We start from the raw sequence: 15,282 nt of genomic DNA, 5'->3' as shown, positions 1-15,282 counted from the left end.
ATGACACATCCGCAAATCGTGGGTTGGGCCCACAGCAAGTTCGGCAAAGCGCCCGAGGAAAACCTGATCGACCTGATTGCCAGCGTCGTGCCCGATGCCCTGACCCACGCCGGGGTCGAGGCCGCGGACGTCGATGGCATCTATGTCGGCGTCTACAACAACGGCTTCTCGCCTCAGGCGTTTGAGGGGTCTTTGGTCGGGATGGCGGTGCCGGAACTGGCCCATGTCCCCGCGATGCATCTGGAAAACGCCTGCGCGACGGGGTCGGCAACGCTCTATGCGGCGATGGACTTTATCGCAGCGGGGCGGGGAAAGATCGCGCTGGTCGTCGGGGCCGAGAAGATGACCAGCACCCCCACATCGCAGGCGGGGGACATCATGCTGACGGCCTCTTACCGTGCCGAAGAGGGCGAGTCCGAGAACGGATTCGCCGGTGTCTTTGGCCAGATCGCCAGCAGCTATTTCCAAGCGAACGGGGATCACAGTCTGGAACTGGCGATGATCTCGTCCAAGAACCACGCCCACGGGATGCTGAACCCCTATGCCCACATGCACAAGGACTTCAGCGTCGATTTCTGTAACACCGTCAGCGACAAGAACCCGCTGGTGGCAGGGCCTTTGCGCCGCACGGATTGTTCGCTGATTTCGGACGGGGCGGCGGCTCTGGTCATCGCGCACCCCGATGTGGCGGCAGATCTGGAGCGGGCGATTGCCTTCCGCGCGCGGAACCAAGTGAACGACGTGCTGGCCTTATCGCGCCGCGATCCGACAGAGTTTGCGGGCGCACGAGGCGCTTGGCAGAAATCGTTGGCCGAGGCAGGCGTAACGTTGGACGACCTGAGCCTCGTGGAAACGCACGACTGCTTCACCATTGCCGAGCTTCTGGAATACGAGGCCATGGGCCTCGCCCCCCGTGGTCAAGGCGGCCGCGTGATCCGCGAAGGGATAACCCACCGCACTGGCAAGCTGCCGGTGAACCCGTCGGGAGGTCTGAAATCGCGGGGCCATCCGTTGGGGGCCACGGGCGTGTCCCAACACGTCATGGCCGCGATGCAGCTCGCGGGCGACGCGGGCACCATGCAGATCGACGGCGCGACCATGGCGGGCGTTTTCAACATGGGCGGCGCGGCGGTGGCGAACTACGTCTCGATCATGGAGCGCGTGAAATGAGCGCCTCGATGAACCGTGACCCCAAGCTGCCGTGGAGCACCCGCACCACTAACCTCGCCCACTTCCTGACCCGCAACGCCGCCCGTCTGGGGGACCGGCCCGCGATCATCTGGGGGGACATGACCATCACGTGGGCGCAGCTGGACGCCCGCGTCAGCGCCCTTGCCGCCGCGATGAGGGACCGGTTCGGCATCCAGCACGGTGACCGGGTGCTGGTGCAATCCCCCAACAACAACCAGATCACCGAGATTATGCTCGCCTGCTGGCGGGTGGGCGCGGTCTGGGTGCCCTCGAACTTTCGCCAGCGCGCGGACGAAGTGGCCTATCTGGGCCAGAAGGCCGACGTGTCCCTGATGTTCTGCGAACAGGACTTCGAAGGCCACGCCACCGCCTGCATCGAAGCCGCCCCGAAACTGGAACAGGTCATCTGCATCGGCAACGGTTTTGGCACGGGTTACGAAGGCCTGATCGCTGACTACATGGGGCAGGACATCCCGAACGCCGATGTGGACCGCGATGATCCGTGCTGGCTGTTCTTTACCTCTGGCTCGACCGGTCGGCCCAAGGCGGTTGTCCTGACCCACGGCCAACTGGGTTTCACGACCCTGAACCACCTGAACGACCTGATGCCCGCCACCACGCCCGATGACGTCAGCCTTGTCGTTGCGCCCCTGTCTCACGGGGCGGGGATGCACCAACTGGTCCAGATCGCGGCGGGGGCCGCCAGCGTTCTGGTGCCTGCGGGCAAGTTCGACCCCGAGGCCGCGTGGGAACTCGTCCAGCGCTACAAGGTGACCAACATGTTCACCGTGCCGACCATCGTCAAAATGCTGACCGAGCATCCGGCGGTCGACGCCTATGATCACAGCTCCCTGCGTTACGTGATCTACGCCGGCGCCCCCATGTACCGCGAGGATCAGAAGCACGCCCTGCGCAAACTAGGTCATGTGTTGGTGCAATACTTCGGCCTTGGCGAAGTAACCGGCGCGATCACCGTGCTGCCGCGCCATGACCACCACGTTGAGGACGGCCCTGACGCCCGTGTCGGAACCTGCGGGATCGAGCGCACGGGTCTGCACGTCACCGTTCAAGGGGACGACGGCCAGATCCTCGGCCCCCATCAGACCGGCGAAATTTGTGTCGCCGGCCCCGCCGTTTGCGCGGGCTACTACATGGACGACGGCGCGAACGAGAAAGCCTTTCGCAACGGGTGGTTCCGCACGGGCGATCTGGGGCATCTGGACGAAGAGCGGTACCTCTACATCACGGGGCGGGCGTCCGACATGTACATCTCTGGCGGGTCGAACGTATACCCGCGCGAGATCGAGGAACTGCTGCTGACCCACCCCGCGGTGTCCGAGGTCGCGATCCTTGGCTGCCCCCACCGGACTTGGGGCGAGGTCGGGCTGGCGGTCTGTGTTTTGGAACCGGACCAGTCGGTGGATGACACCGAACTGAACGCTTTGCTTGCCGCAAAGCTGGCCAAATACAAGCTGCCGTCCCAGTATATCTACCTGACCGAGATGCCGAAAACCGGCTACGGCAAGATCACCAAAAAGCTGGTCCGAGAGGAGCTAGAGGCCCAAGGCCTCTGGCCCGGCGAGCTGTCATGAACAGCCGCGAGGTGATCCGGCATCCCGGCCCCCCAGCGCCAGAGCCTTATTCCGTGGCGCGCGGGACAGCGCATCAGGTCAGCGTGACACTACCCAAGGGCGCGGTGCTGATGCAGGCTGTTGCGGATGCCATGGAGGCTGCTGGCTGCGACAGCGGGGTGATGGTGATGGACGGGCTGCAAATGGGCCCGTTCGATTTCGTGATGCCGGGCCATTCGAACGATGGTGTTCACGCGGCGTGGTACAGCGCGACCCACAGCCGGACCTCTGGGAGGATCGAGGCAGGCACGGCGATCATCGGCAAGCGGGACGGTGCGTGGTGGCTGCACTGCCACGCGGTCTGGCGGTCCGAAGCAGGGACCGAGATCGGCCACCTGCTGCCCGATGCGGTCACCCTGTCCGCGGATTGCGAGGTGACGCTCATTGCCTTTTCCGGCGGGGCATTTGACGTGTCGATGAACGCGGAAACGCTGTTTCCGATCTTTCACCCGACCGGCGGCGCTGCGCAGGGCAACGCCTTGATCGCCAAGGTGAACCCGCACCACGATATCCACCAGACCCTAACGACGATCCTCCAGGGTTCCGGTTTTGCCCACGCGACGGTCTATGGCATAGGCAGCCTGATCGGCGCGGTGTTCGCAGAAGGCACACCCATGGCCTCGCCGATTTCCGAGGTGCTCATCGCGCCCCAAGCGCGGTGGGACGGGGCACTGACTCTGCCCATGATCTGCGTGGACCCAGCAGGCGATCGGTTTAGCGGAGAGATCAGCGCAGGAACCTCGCCCGTCTGCGTGACCTTCGAAGTTCTGGTGCTGGAAACCGCCTGACAAGCAGTCCAGCGGCCCCGATCCGAGGCCGCTGTCTTTTCAATTTAGAACGGGTAGTGCTGGTTCGGGTCCTCGATGGTGATCCAGCGCTGGACGGTGAATTCCGCGATCCCCGCTTTGCCGCCGAACCGCCCGTAGCCCGAGGCTTTGACCCCACCAAAGGGCATTTGCGGCTCGTCCGAGACGGTGGGACCGTTGATGTGGCAAATCCCGCTCTGGATGCGGTTGGCCGCGTCCATCGCCCGCGTGATGTCCTGAGAGAACACCGCCGCCGACAGCCCGTATTCGGTGTCATTTGCCACCGCGATGGCCGCGTCCGTGTCGGCCACACGGATGATGGATTTTACGGGACCAAAGCTTTCCTCGGCGTAGATGCGCATCTCGGGCGTCACACTGTCCAGCAACGTGGCCGCATGGATTGCGCCGTCACGGGTGCCGCCTGCGATGACCTTGGCACCTTTGGCTGTGGCATCGGCGATCAGACCGTCCATCTTTTCGGCCGCGGCCGGGGTCACAAGCGATCCCAGAACCACTTTGTCCCGCGGATTGCCGTAGGGCAGGGCAGCCGCCCGCGCCGCCAGTTTCGCGACAAAGGCATCCGCCACCGCATCCACAACGATGATCCGCTCGGTGGACATGCAGATCTGCCCCTGGTTCATGAACGCGCCAAAGATCGCCGCGTTCACCGCGCCGTCCAGATCAGCATCTTCGAGCACGATCAAGGGGGCCTTGCCACCCAGCTCCAACAGCGCCGGCTTCAGGTTTTCGCCCGCCAGACGCCCGATGATACGGCCCACGCCGGTCGATCCGGTGAAGTTCACGTGGCGCACTTCGGGGGCCTCGATCAGGGCTTGGACCACGGCGGGGGCATCCTCGGGCGCGTTCGAGATGACGTTCACGACGCCCGCCGGAAAGCCTGCCTCTTGCATGCAGTCGCCGATCAGATGGTGTACACGGGGGCACAGTTCGGATGACTTCAGCACCACCGTATTCCCGCAGGCCAAGGCCGTGGCAATTGCCCGCGTCCCAAGGATCACCGGCGCGTTCCACGGCGCGATCCCCAGACAGACCCCGCGCGGTTTGGACACCGACATCGCCAGCGTCCCCGGCTTGTTCGAGGGGATCACCTCGCCCCCGATTTGAGTGGTGATGGCCGCAGCCTCGCGCAGCATTCCGGCGGCCAGATGGGCGTTAAAGCCCGCCCACATGGTGGTCGCTCCGGTCTCGCTCACCATCGCCTCGACGAACTCGACGCTGCGGGCGTCCATGATGTCGGCAGCTTTGGTCAGGAGGGTCCGGCGCGTTTCGGGGCCGGTCTTGGACCACTCGGCAAAGGCCGCATCGGCGGCCCGCACCGCCCGCAGCGCATCCTCGACCGAGGCGGCGGCGGCGTGGGTGGCAACCTCTCCGGTCACCGGATCGGTGCGCTGGAAGGTGCGGCTTTGTTCGGCAGGGCAGGCCATGCCGTCGATCAACAGATCAAGACTCATTTGCGGTCTCCTTCAGGACAGGCCGTTGCTGGTGGCGTCGATGTAGGCGCGCATGCCGCCATCGCAGGGAATATTGATGCCGCGCAGCCAGCCAGAGCCGTCCGACAGCAGGAACACCACGACCGGCGCGATGTCTGTGGGGCGGCCGGGGCGGTCCATGATGCGGGCGTCCTCTTCGGCGCGCTCGCCTAGGGTTTCAAGGAAATCGCCAAGGATCGGCGTGTCCACGGGGCCGGGGCTGACGGCGTTCATGCGGATGCCGCGGTCGCGCCACGTCCAGCGGTTCTCGTGGGTCCATGCAACCAGCGCCTGCTTGGTGAAGAAGTAGCTGGTGTCCTTGGTGATGGCCTGATCCGCACAGAAGGCGGGCACATCGGCGTGGGTCAGATCGGCGGCGGCCTTGATTTTGGCGGTCTCGGCTTCCCATCCCAAACCGGCCAGCGAGGCCAGATTGACGATGGCCGCGTTGTCCGCAAGGCTGTCCACCAGCCCCAGCGTCAGCTTTTTCAAGGCCACTAGATTGACCGTCACGACAACGTCGACGGGGGCGGTAGGGGGAACGCCCGCGATATTGGCGAGCCCATCCGCCTTGAGCGGCTTCAAAGTCTCGATCAGGGCATCCAGTGCGACCTCGTCGGTCAGGTCGACCTGATGGAACCCGTCCAGCGCCACGGTGGGCGCGTTGCGGTCGATGCCGATCACCTTGCCGCCCGCCGCTTTGATCTGCTGCGCGACCTCCTGGCCGATGCCAGAGGACACGCCGGTCACGATGATTGTCTTGTTTTCCAACATGATGCGCGCCCTTATTCCGCCGCCACAGGGGCGGGTTGCATGTCATAGCCTTCGGGGTGGAAGGTGCCGTTTTCATCGCGGAAGCTGTGGGCAAAGTCCGGCCACACCAGCGTCAAACGGCCGGAGCGGTCGTCCACGTACCACGACTTGCACCCACCCGCGAGCCAGACGGTGCCCTGCGCCATGGTGTCGAGTTTTTCCATATAGGCGTCCTCGGCGGTGCGCTTGACCTCGATGACTTCGATAGATTGCTCTTCGATCTGCTGAAGGGCGCCCATGATGTAGTCGACCTGCGCCTCGATGATATAGACGACCGAGTTGTGCCCCAGACCGGTGTTCGGCCCGTTAATGATGAAGAGGTTCGGATACCCGTTCACCGCGATCGAGTCATAGGCCTGCATCCCGCGATCCCAGTGGGCGTCCAGACTGATGCCTTCGGAGCCAAAGATGCGGGCGGCAAAGGGCGGGCGGACAGCCTCGAACCCGGTCGCAAAGACCAGCACGTCCAGCTCGTATCCGGTGCCCGAGGCGCCATAGGCCATGTTACCCTCGACCCGTTTCAGGGCGGATGCCTCGAGCGTTGCGTTCTCGGCGGCGATGGCGGGGTAGTAGGTGTTGGAAATCAGCAGACGTTTGCAGCCGATTTCATAGTCCGGCGTCAGTTTGGCCAGCAGGTCGGGGTCTTTGATATGCGCCTCGCGGTGACCAACGGCCAGCGCCTTGGCCTCGTTGAGGAAGCGCGGGATGTTGCGGCGTTGGGCAAAGTTGAACTCGCCCGACCAGAAGATCTCCGAGCGCAGATCCTCCACCACCGACGGATCGCGGCGGCACATGCGGCGCTCGCCTTCGGTGAATTCGCGGTCCCAGCGGGGGATCATATAGGGGGCCGAGCGTTGGAACACGACCATCTCCGAGGCGACCTTTTGCATCTCGGGGACGATCTGGATCGCCGACGCGCCAGAGCCCACGACGCCGATCCGCTTGCCCTCGAGCGAGACAGAGTGATCCCAGTTGGCCGAGTGGAACACATCGCCGACAAAGCTGTCCAAGCCCTCGATCCGGGGCATATGCCCGTCCGCAAGGTGGCCGGTGCCGGTGATCAGGATTTTCGCGACATAGGTGCCTTTGGACGTTTCGACGACCCAGCGTTTGGATGCCTCGTCCCACGTGCTTTTCAGCATGTCGGTGTGGAAATGGATGTGGGGCAGGATGCCCTCGTCCTCGGCGCATTTGCGGATATAGGCCTGAATTTCCCCACCCGGAGAGAACACGCGCGACCAGTCGGGGTTTGGCAGATAGCTATAGGAATAGAGGTGCGAAGGCACATCGCAGGCAATCCCCGGATAGTGGTTATCGCGCCAGGTGCCGCCCACATCGCCCGCGCGCTCGATCGCGATGAAATTCTCGCGGCCCGCACGTTTGAGCTGGATCGCCATGCCAAGGCCGGCAAAGCCGGTGCCAACGATCAGGATATCGGTTTCGGTGGTCATTGCCTTGTCTCCTCAGGGTTTCTGCGCGGGGATGATGGTGCCTGCGGGGAATTCATCCGGCTGGCGGGTAAAGCGGTCGACATAGTGGAACAGCTCGGCCGCCCGTTCATGGACCACCGCGTGCCCCGAGGGGATTTCCGCATAGCGCGCGTCTTCGATCGCGCCGAACAGCTGTTTGGAGTGATGCTTGGGCACCATCATGTCGTAGGTGCAGCCGATCACCAGCGTCTTGGCGGCGATCCCTTCGCATTCGGCGGCGATGTCGATGCGGGTATTCAGGTCCATCTGCTTGTCGACAAAGGGGGTGATCTTCAGCATACCCGCTGCGGCCTTCATATCGGTCAGGGTCCGCATGTTCATGAACGCGGGCGAAAACGCGCAGAAGGTCATGTACTGCGTGATCGAGGCACTGTCCTGATCGCGCAGCTGGCGCCACACGTCATTGCGCATTTTCTGGTGGGTGTCGGTGCGCAGCCAGCCCGCCGCCAGGATCAGGTTCGCGACCTTGTCCCCCATTTCGTAGGCGGTCAGGGCGGCCACACAGGCCCCCAGCGAATAGCCCATCAGGGTCACGGGGCCTTCGGGAACTTCGGCGGTGATGACGGCTTTGACCTGCGCGACCAGATCGGCCAGCTCCAGCGCGTCGCCTTCGGGTTCGGACCAGTCCAGCGCGATTACCCGCTGACGGTACGCCATCATCGGGAAAATATAGCCGTAGTGCCCGTCGATCGAGCCCGCAGTGCCGTGCACCAGAACCAGGGGCGTGCGGTCATTCTCGGGGCCAGCCACGCGGTAGCGGACACTGACGCCGCCGACGGTGACTGCCCCTTCGCGGAAGGGTTGGTTGTCTAGCATTTCAAATCTCCTCCAGAAATAGCCTCTCTGGTCGCAGCCCGAACGGGTGCGGTGCCGCCGGGCCAAACCCGGACGGAGGCTGGTTTTGTCGCAAATCAGGGGCCTACGCCCCCGAGGGTGATCAGGCCGTGGGGATGTGATACCCCCCGTCCACGTAAATCGGTTGTCCGGTCACATAGGGCAGCGCCCCCGACGCGAGCGAGGCCGCAACCGCGCCGATATCTGCCGTCTCGCCCCAGCGTTTCTGGGTGACGGCGCCGCTTTCGATATAGGCGTCGATCTTGCCCGTCGGGGCCGAGCCGGTCATCTCGGTCCGGATGAAACCGGGGCGGATTTCGTGCACCGCAATTCCGTGGCGCCCCAACCGGTCCGCATATAGCTGCGCGGTCATCGACAGGCCCGCCTTGGAAACGCAATAGGGGCTGCGGTCGGTCGACACATGGCTGGCCGCGATCGAGGTGATGAATGTGATGGACCGGTACCGATCCGTGTCCCGCGCGATCATCCGCTTGGCCACCGCTTGGGTAAAAAAGAACGTCCCGCGCAGGTTCACACCCAGATTGCGGTCGAATGCTTCGGACCCCAGATCCAGAATGTCGGTCAGCGGGCGGGCCGCGATACCGGCGTTGTTCACCAGCGCATCCACCGGACCCAAGGCGTCTTCGGCGGCCTCGATCGCGGCGGTGTGGGCATCCAGATCGGACAGGTCCATCTGCCCGAAATAGGCCCGCGCCCCCAGTGCCTTCAGCTCTTGGATCACCGCATCGGATTTCTCGTCCAACACGATGTCCAGCGCGGCCACATCAAAGCCCGCTTTGGCCAGTGCCAGCGCGATCCCGCGGCCAAGCCCTTGGCGGGCGCCTGTGACCAGTGCAACAGGTCTGCTCATTGTTAAACCTCCAACCATTCGGCGCGTACTTCGGGGGCGTTCATCAGCCCCGTAGGTGTGCCCTCGAACACAATCTCGCCGTGGCCCATGACATAAAGCCGGTGCGAGATATCCAGCGCGATCACCAGTTTCTGTTCTACCAGCAGGATCGACACACCTTTGGCCGCGATCCGCTCCAACAACTCGCCCACAGCGGCGACCATCTTGGGGGCGAGGCCCTCGGTCGGTTCGTCCACCATGATCAGATCGGGATCGCCGATCAGGGTCCGGCAGATGGTCAGCATTTGCTGCTCGCCCCCCGACAGCGACCCAGCATTCGTTTCCGCACGGGTCCGCAGCACGGGAAACAGGTCAAAGATATCCTCCATCGACCAGCGCCCTTCGCCCTTGGGCTTCAGGCCCAGGATCAGGTTCTCGCGTACCGTCAGATCGGGGAAAACGTCACGGTTCTCGGGGACATAGCCGATACCCGCATGGGCGATCCGGTGCGGCTTCTGCCCGCCAAGGGACTGGCCGCCAAACTGCACCTCGCCCTTGGTGGTGACCGCGCCCATGATCGCCTTCAGCAGGGTCGAGCGCCCCGCGCCGTTCCGCCCCAAGAGCGAGACAATCTCGCCCCGTTTTACGTCCAGATCGACCCCGTGCAGGATGTGGCTCTTGCCGTACCACGCTTGAAGGCCGCGGACCGACAGCAGGGTTTCGGCAGTGATGTTCAGCTCGGGTTTCATGCGGCTTCCTCCTCGGTGGTGCCAAGGTAGGCTTCTTGAACAGCGCGGTTCGCGCGGATTTCCTGAGGCGTGCCGGTGGCGATGATCTGACCATAGACCAGCACCGAAATCCGGTCGGCCATCTCGAAAATGACACCCATGTCATGCTCGACCATCAGCAGGGTTTTGCCCTCGGTGACCTTCATGATCAGTTGCAGGGCGGCTTCGGTTTCTGAATGGTTCATGCCCGCCATGGGTTCGTCCAGCAGCAGGGTATTCGCTCCCGAGGCCACAGCCAGCCCCAGTTCCAGCGCCCGCTGTTCGGGATAGGTCAGGCTGTCGGCGGTATCATGCGCGCGGCGCGTCAGGCCAAGCTGATCCAGCAGGCGCTCGCATTCGATGGCCACGTCGGGCAGTGTTGGGGTCTGCCTGAAAATCGAATAGCGATGGCCCAGTTTCCACAGCACGGCGCAGCGCAAGTTATCCAGCACACTCATCTGCGGAAAGATGTTGGTGATCTGGAAACTGCGCGACAGGCCCGCGCGCACGATTTCGGCAGGGGGTTTGCCCGCGATGTTCTGCCCTTGGAACAGGATCTGCCCCGAGGTGGGCGCGATCCGGCCCGAGATCAGGTGGAACAGCGTGGACTTGCCTGCGCCGTTCGGCCCGATCAGGGCGTGGCGTTCGCCCGCACGCAGGTCCAGATTGACGCCGCGGATGATTTCCACCGGACCAAAGGACTTTTTCAGGTCTCTAAGTTCGAGCGCGTTGGTCATGCGGTCTCTCCTTGGCTGAGGGTGTGGCGCAGGGTGTCCAGACGGTCCAGCAAGGGGCGCATGGCAGCGATGCCACCACCGGCCAGCACAGCGCCAAGACCCCAGGACAGCACCGATCCGGTGTTCAGCGGCAGACCCAGCACAGTGATTTCAGGGCCCAAGGGGGCGTCCAGACCGGCGCGGTAAGCCAACTCGATTAGGATGATCGTGCCGATCAGGGTCATCAGACCGGCCAGCCCGATCAGAGCCAGCATCGGTGCTTGGGCGGCGGCGGTGCCAGAGCGGGCCAGCGCGATCCCGTCCATCAGAATACCGGCCAGACCGGCGGGCTGCACCATCACCACAAAGATGAACAACAGGCCAAAGTACATCATCCACGCAGGGGAAATATCGGACAGCCAGATCTTCATCAGACCGATCACAATGGCCCCCAGAACCGGCCCGAAGAAATGCTTGGTCCCGCCGATATAGGTCATGAGCAGCACCAGCATACAGGTGGCCGCGCCCATCTCGTTCACGGTCATGATCTCGAAATTCAGGGCAGCGAGCGATCCGGCGACACCGGCCACAGCGGCGGCGATGGCATAGGCCAGCATTCGCACACGGCGGGCGGAAAAGCCTAGAAATTCAATGCGCTCGGCGTTGTCGCGTACGGCGTTCGTCAGCAGACCCAAGGGCGTTTTCGAGAAATAGTACAGAATGCCCGCACAGATCAGGAACCACACCGCGATGATCACATAGATGTCCACGGTCGGGCCGTAATCCATTCCGAACGACGCCCCAAGTTCCATCCGGTCGATGGCGATCCCCTCTTCGGAGCCATAGATCGAGGGAAAAAGCGCCGCCGCCGCATAGACCAGCTCTGCCAGTCCGAGGGTAATCATGGCAAAGGGCATCCCTCCGCGGCCAGAGGCCAGCCAGCCCCCGAACACCCCGAGGATCAGCGCCCCGAACCCGCCAATCGCGGGGATCAAGGGCAGGGGAAAGCTAAGCCCCGCCTCGGCCATGTGCAGGATCGCGTGGGTGGCGATAAACCCGCCAAGCCCGAAGAACGTCCCATGCCCCAAGGACAGCAGCCCCGTCTGACCCAAGAGAACATTATAGGACAGGGCAAAGATCGCCATCGTCCCCAGATAGTTCAGGGTCGAAATCATGGAATTGCTGCTGAACAGCAAAGGCAGGATGACCAGCATCGCGGTGATGGCCAGCCACGGCAGGGCGGCGGTCAGGCGCGTATTGGCACTGCGCGCGGGCGTATCGAGTGTGCTGACTGACATATGTTTATCCTTTCAGCATCAGGCGCGCTTGCCGATCAGGCCCATGGGGCGGAAAATCAGCATCACAACCAGCAAGAGATAGGGAATGACGGGGCCAACCTGAGACACCGAGACGTTCCAGATATCGGACACCAGCGCACCAAGGGCGGCGGGGGGCTGGGTCACTCCGATCAGGCCAAAGACATCCGCAACGGACAGGTCGATCGCCACGGCAAAGGTCTGGATGAACCCCACCAGCAGCGAGGCGATAAAGGCCCCGGCCAGCGATCCCAGACCACCGACCACCACGATCACAAACAGGATCGGGCCAAGGGCTGCGGCCATCGACGGCTGGGTGATCAGGATCGGGCCGCCGATCACACCAGCCACGCCCGCCAGCGCAGAGCCGACACCAAAGACAGACATGAACACCAGCGGCACATCGTGGCCAAGCATGGACACCATCTCGGGGTGGGTCAGCGAGGCTTTGACGATCAGACCAACGCGGGTGCGGGTCAGCAGCAGGGCAAGACCCGCAAAGATCGCCACCGACATAATCAGCATGAACAAGCGGAACGCAGGGTAGCCGGTGCCAAAGATTTCAAAGGCAGTGAAATTCAGCGCCTCGGGCACTTGATAGTCCATCGGGCTGCGGCCCCAGATCATCTGGATCGCTTCCTCGATCACAAAGGCGACGCCGATGGTAAACAGCAGCTCGCCCAAATGGCCGAATTTGTGGACACGGCGCAGGCCGTAGCGTTCGATCAGGGCGCCGAACAGGCCGACCAGAACCGGCGCGATGATCAGGGCCGGAAAGAACCCGACGATCCCCGAAATCTCGTAGCCGAAATAGGCCCCGAGCATAAAGAAACTGGCATGGGCAAAGTTCAGAACGCCCATCATCGAGAAGATCAGCGTCAGCCCAGAGGCCAACAGGAACAGCAACATGCCGTAGAGCGTGCCGTTCAGCAGAGAGAATGTGATAACTTCCGCGCTCATGTCACAGCCCCGAGAAATTCGGCTTGAGCCCCGCGCGGGGCCAGTCCATGGCAATCAACTGCCCCGAACCGGACAGGGTGATATAGGCGGTCTTCATATCCGGCCCGCCGAACGCGATGTTGGTCGAGAAGGGGTCGGGCATTTCGACGGTCTCGACCTCTTTGCCTTCGGGCGAGATGACGGTGATGCAGCCGGGGGTCAGACCTGCGCAGCAGATGTTTCCGCATTCCTCAACGGCAAGGCTGTCGTACCGTTTGAACCCTTCGACTTGGGCCAGAACGGCCTCGCCGGGTTCAAAGGGGTTGGGCTTGTGAATTTCACCTTCTCCAATGATATCATAGGCATAAAGGCGGCCGGTTTCGGTTTCGGCCACATAAACGGTCTTTTCATCCGGCGACAGGCCGACACCGTTCGCGGTGGTGATGGGCCACGCGATTTCACAGGCGAAAGAGCCGTCGGGCTTGCCGTAATAGAGCCCCCCATGCAGGAAGCTGCGGGGCGTACGGGTGCCATGATCGGTGAACCACAGGCCGCCGTCGCGGTCGATCACGATGTCATTCGGCATCAGCAAGGGGTGCCCGCCGATCTCTCGGTAGAGCTCGGTGACTTCGCCGGTGGTCAGGTCCACGCGCTCGATCCGGCCGCCGCTGTATTCTGGGTTGCCGCCCACGGGCTGGGTTACGCCCCCCGGATCACCCCAAGCGAACCCGTCGCCGTTGTTGCAGATATAAAAGGCCCCATCCTGCCCCACGGCCGCACCATTGGGTGCGCCGGACAGGGTGACCACGACCTCTTTGGTGCCATCGGGGGAAATACGGGTCAGGCAGCGGTTCTTGATTTCACAGACGATCACCGAGCCGTCCGGCATCACAACGGGGCCTTCGGGAAACCCGAGGCCGGTCGCGACGGTTCTGTAGGGATAATTGGTCATTCTTTCCTCCTCACACCAACGATACGTGCGGGGCGCAAAACACCGTCGTTCCGCGCCCCGAGGGAGATATCAGGGGCGCTTCATCTTGCATTCGGTGGGCAGAGTGATCGCCTCGGCCGGAATGAGCGCGACGTTTTCCCAGCCCCAACCGGTGCCTTCTTCGTCCAGCGCGCCTTCGGGAACGTCGATGAAACGGGACACAGCCATCTGGGTCACCATCTGGTGGTTCTCGGGGCGGCTATGGGCGGGGGCGCCGTAGATGGTCTGGAATTCGATCCCTTCGAGGCTGGCGATCAGCGCGTCAACCTCGTTCGAACCCGCCTTCTCTGCGGCCAAGGCCAGCGCGCGCATCGCCGAGCTGTCCCCGGGGAAGGCGCCTGCCGAGATGCCGGTCTTCTCGCGGAAGGCCACTTCGTGCGCTTGCAGATCCGCGTTCTGGATGCCCGCGTCACCATCGAATACCGAGTAAACTTTGCCATTCAGGCCCGATTGCGCCATCGCGGTCGGTGCGCCGGGGCCGGTGGAGAAATAGGTGTACCACTCGGCGTCGAGCCCCGCTTCGCCCGCGGCCTTCAGGACCAGCGCCAGATCCGCGCCCCAGTCCGAAGTGATCACGGCCTGCGCGCCAGATGCCTTGATCTTGGCGATATAGGGGGTGAAGTCGGTGATTTTCTGCAGAGGGTGGGTGTCATCGCCAACCCATTCGATATCGGGGCGGCTCGCGCCGACCTTGTCGATGACCGACTGGCGGGTGGTCTGACCCGAGGAGCCTTCGGCGTTCAGCAGGTAGACCTTGGTGATGTCGGTGCGGTCCTTCAGATAGGTCGCAAGGCCAGCGGTTTTGGTGTCCGCATCCAGCACCCAAGAGAAGCTGAAATAGCTGCATTTCGCGCCAGTAATCGCGGGGTCATGGGACGCCCCGTCGAAAACAATGACCTGATGATCGGGGTTGCGGCGGTTGTATTTGTTGACGAAATCCACCAGCGCAAAGGTGTTCGACGACGACACCGAGGTTTGCAGAATGCGCGCCCCCTGATCGATCGCCTTCTGCGCCTGAATGGCGGTTTCCTGCGGTGACATCTTGTTGTCAAAGGTCAGGACTTCGATCTGCTGGCCGTTCAGGCCGCCCTTGGCGTTCACCTCGTCCACGGAATAGCGCAGCACCTTTTCGATGCGCTCGGTCACGACGGCGGCAGGACCCGAAAAAGGGTCGATCATCGCGAATTTGAAAGTGTCCTGCGCGTGGGCTGCGGATGCGGCCACCAAAGCAATAACGGATGCGAAAACAGTTCTGGTCATATGCGTCTCCCTAAGGGAAATCTCTCCGGTCCCCTCGGGCGGTGGCCTTTGGGGGTGTCCGTGCGGACATCTACCTGCGATTGAATTCCCGTTTCTCCAAAAGGCCTAGGCCCAATCACCCGACACGTCTCTCCTCGTGATGTGTGGCGGGTGCTCCCTTGTGCAGCCTATGGTGTAAAACTCGGGTC

14 protein-coding genes are annotated in these 15,282 nt (G+C 63.0%); 3 read left to right on the top strand and 11 right to left on the bottom strand.

What is annotated here, in order from left to right; genetic code table 11:
• From HJ536_RS13775 to HJ536_RS13765, 3 genes are read left to right on the top strand one after another with little or no spacing between them, the layout of a single operon-like run.
• Window positions 1-1,170 (top strand): acetyl-CoA acetyltransferase, encoded by a 1,170-nt coding sequence (locus HJ536_RS13775; RefSeq protein ID WP_177158170.1) that lies wholly within the window; start codon window positions 1-3, stop codon window positions 1,168-1,170.
• Complete coding sequence (locus HJ536_RS13770) at window positions 1,167-2,783, top strand: acyl-CoA synthetase (RefSeq protein ID WP_177158169.1); 1,617 nt, start codon at window positions 1,167-1,169, stop codon at window positions 2,781-2,783. The genes HJ536_RS13775 and HJ536_RS13770 overlap by 4 nt, the downstream gene beginning before the upstream one ends.
• Entirely contained in the window at window positions 2,780-3,610 is an 831-nt protein-coding gene (locus HJ536_RS13765; RefSeq protein WP_177158168.1) for a PPC domain-containing DNA-binding protein, read from the top strand. Before HJ536_RS13770 ends, HJ536_RS13765 begins: the two co-directional genes overlap by 4 nt.
• Before the next feature lie 44 nt (window positions 3,611-3,654).
• Here HJ536_RS13765 and HJ536_RS13760 read toward each other — a convergent pair whose 3' ends face one another.
• From HJ536_RS13760 to HJ536_RS13710, 11 genes are all read right to left on the bottom strand, one after another.
• Window positions 3,655-5,100, bottom strand: coding sequence for an aldehyde dehydrogenase (locus HJ536_RS13760; protein ID WP_177158167.1), 1,446 nt, complete (start codon window positions 5,098-5,100; stop codon window positions 3,655-3,657).
• Between the two features lie 12 nt (window positions 5,101-5,112).
• A complete protein-coding gene (locus HJ536_RS13755) occupies window positions 5,113-5,892 on the bottom strand; it encodes a coniferyl-alcohol dehydrogenase (RefSeq protein WP_177158166.1) in 780 nt (259 codons plus the stop codon).
• Window positions 5,893-5,903: 11 nt separating this feature from the next.
• Complete coding sequence (locus tag HJ536_RS13750) at window positions 5,904-7,382, bottom strand: flavin-containing monooxygenase (protein ID WP_177158165.1); 1,479 nt, start codon at window positions 7,380-7,382, stop codon at window positions 5,904-5,906.
• Window positions 7,383-7,394: 12 nt separating this feature from the next.
• The gene (locus HJ536_RS13745) at window positions 7,395-8,237 is read right to left on the bottom strand and encodes an alpha/beta fold hydrolase (RefSeq protein WP_177158164.1); all 843 of its coding nucleotides are present in this window, start codon (window positions 8,235-8,237) and stop codon (window positions 7,395-7,397) included.
• Between the two features lie 121 nt (window positions 8,238-8,358).
• Window positions 8,359-9,126 carry a 3-ketoacyl-ACP reductase gene (locus HJ536_RS13740; protein WP_177158163.1) on the bottom strand — a complete coding sequence of 256 codons (768 nt, stop codon included), beginning with the start codon at window positions 9,124-9,126 and terminating at the stop codon, window positions 8,359-8,361.
• 2 nt (window positions 9,127-9,128) lie between these two features.
• Window positions 9,129-9,854: an ABC transporter ATP-binding protein gene (locus HJ536_RS13735; protein ID WP_177158162.1), complete on the bottom strand. Its 726-nt coding sequence runs from the start codon at window positions 9,852-9,854 to the stop codon at window positions 9,129-9,131.
• Entirely contained in the window at window positions 9,851-10,609 is a 759-nt protein-coding gene (locus HJ536_RS13730) for an ABC transporter ATP-binding protein (RefSeq protein ID WP_177158161.1), read from the bottom strand. The genes HJ536_RS13735 and HJ536_RS13730 overlap by 4 nt, the downstream gene beginning before the upstream one ends.
• Window positions 10,606-11,886: a branched-chain amino acid ABC transporter permease gene (locus HJ536_RS13725; protein WP_177158160.1), complete on the bottom strand. Its 1,281-nt coding sequence runs from the start codon at window positions 11,884-11,886 to the stop codon at window positions 10,606-10,608. Before HJ536_RS13725 ends, HJ536_RS13730 begins: the two co-directional genes overlap by 4 nt.
• An 18-nt stretch (window positions 11,887-11,904) precedes the next feature.
• Window positions 11,905-12,864, bottom strand: a complete 960-nt coding sequence (locus HJ536_RS13720) for a branched-chain amino acid ABC transporter permease (RefSeq protein ID WP_177158159.1) — start codon at window positions 12,862-12,864, stop codon at window positions 11,905-11,907.
• Window position 12,865: 1 nt separating this feature from the next.
• Window positions 12,866-13,795, bottom strand: a complete 930-nt coding sequence (locus HJ536_RS13715; protein ID WP_177158158.1) for an SMP-30/gluconolactonase/LRE family protein — start codon at window positions 13,793-13,795, stop codon at window positions 12,866-12,868.
• 69 nt (window positions 13,796-13,864) lie between these two features.
• A complete protein-coding gene (locus tag HJ536_RS13710) occupies window positions 13,865-15,094 on the bottom strand; it encodes a branched-chain amino acid ABC transporter substrate-binding protein (RefSeq protein WP_177158157.1) in 1,230 nt (409 codons plus the stop codon).
• Window positions 15,095-15,282: the final 188 nt, after the last annotated feature.

This window comes from Donghicola mangrovi (assembly GCF_013377535.1).
Lineage (GTDB): Bacteria > Pseudomonadota > Alphaproteobacteria > Rhodobacterales > Rhodobacteraceae > Donghicola > Donghicola mangrovi.
Note: the sequence above shows the minus strand (reverse complement) of the source record. Positions and strands in the feature narration are given on the sequence as shown.

What these genes read in the sequence shown, in the direction of transcription:
- HJ536_RS13730 (WP_177158161.1), bottom strand. Translation starts at nt 10,609, where the DNA reads ATGACCAACGCGCTCGAACTTAGAGACCTGAAAAAGTCCTTTGGTCCG.
- HJ536_RS13775 (WP_177158170.1), top strand. Translation starts at nt 1, where the DNA reads ATGACACATCCGCAAATCGTGGGTTGGGCCCACAGCAAGTTCGGCAAA.
- HJ536_RS13715 (WP_177158158.1), bottom strand. Translation starts at nt 13,795, where the DNA reads ATGACCAATTATCCCTACAGAACCGTCGCGACCGGCCTCGGGTTTCCC.
- HJ536_RS13760 (WP_177158167.1), bottom strand. Translation starts at nt 5,100, where the DNA reads ATGAGTCTTGATCTGTTGATCGACGGCATGGCCTGCCCTGCCGAACAA.
- HJ536_RS13740 (WP_177158163.1), bottom strand. Translation starts at nt 9,126, where the DNA reads ATGAGCAGACCTGTTGCACTGGTCACAGGCGCCCGCCAAGGGCTTGGC.
- HJ536_RS13725 (WP_177158160.1), bottom strand. Translation starts at nt 11,886, where the DNA reads ATGTCAGTCAGCACACTCGATACGCCCGCGCGCAGTGCCAATACGCGC.
- HJ536_RS13770 (WP_177158169.1), top strand. Translation starts at nt 1,167, where the DNA reads ATGAGCGCCTCGATGAACCGTGACCCCAAGCTGCCGTGGAGCACCCGC.
- HJ536_RS13750 (WP_177158165.1), bottom strand. Translation starts at nt 7,382, where the DNA reads ATGACCACCGAAACCGATATCCTGATCGTTGGCACCGGCTTTGCCGGC.
- HJ536_RS13755 (WP_177158166.1), bottom strand. Translation starts at nt 5,892, where the DNA reads ATGTTGGAAAACAAGACAATCATCGTGACCGGCGTGTCCTCTGGCATC.
- HJ536_RS13710 (WP_177158157.1), bottom strand. Translation starts at nt 15,094, where the DNA reads ATGACCAGAACTGTTTTCGCATCCGTTATTGCTTTGGTGGCCGCATCC.
- HJ536_RS13745 (WP_177158164.1), bottom strand. Translation starts at nt 8,237, where the DNA reads ATGCTAGACAACCAACCCTTCCGCGAAGGGGCAGTCACCGTCGGCGGC.
- HJ536_RS13720 (WP_177158159.1), bottom strand. Translation starts at nt 12,864, where the DNA reads ATGAGCGCGGAAGTTATCACATTCTCTCTGCTGAACGGCACGCTCTAC.
- HJ536_RS13765 (WP_177158168.1), top strand. Translation starts at nt 2,780, where the DNA reads ATGAACAGCCGCGAGGTGATCCGGCATCCCGGCCCCCCAGCGCCAGAG.
- HJ536_RS13735 (WP_177158162.1), bottom strand. Translation starts at nt 9,854, where the DNA reads ATGAAACCCGAGCTGAACATCACTGCCGAAACCCTGCTGTCGGTCCGC.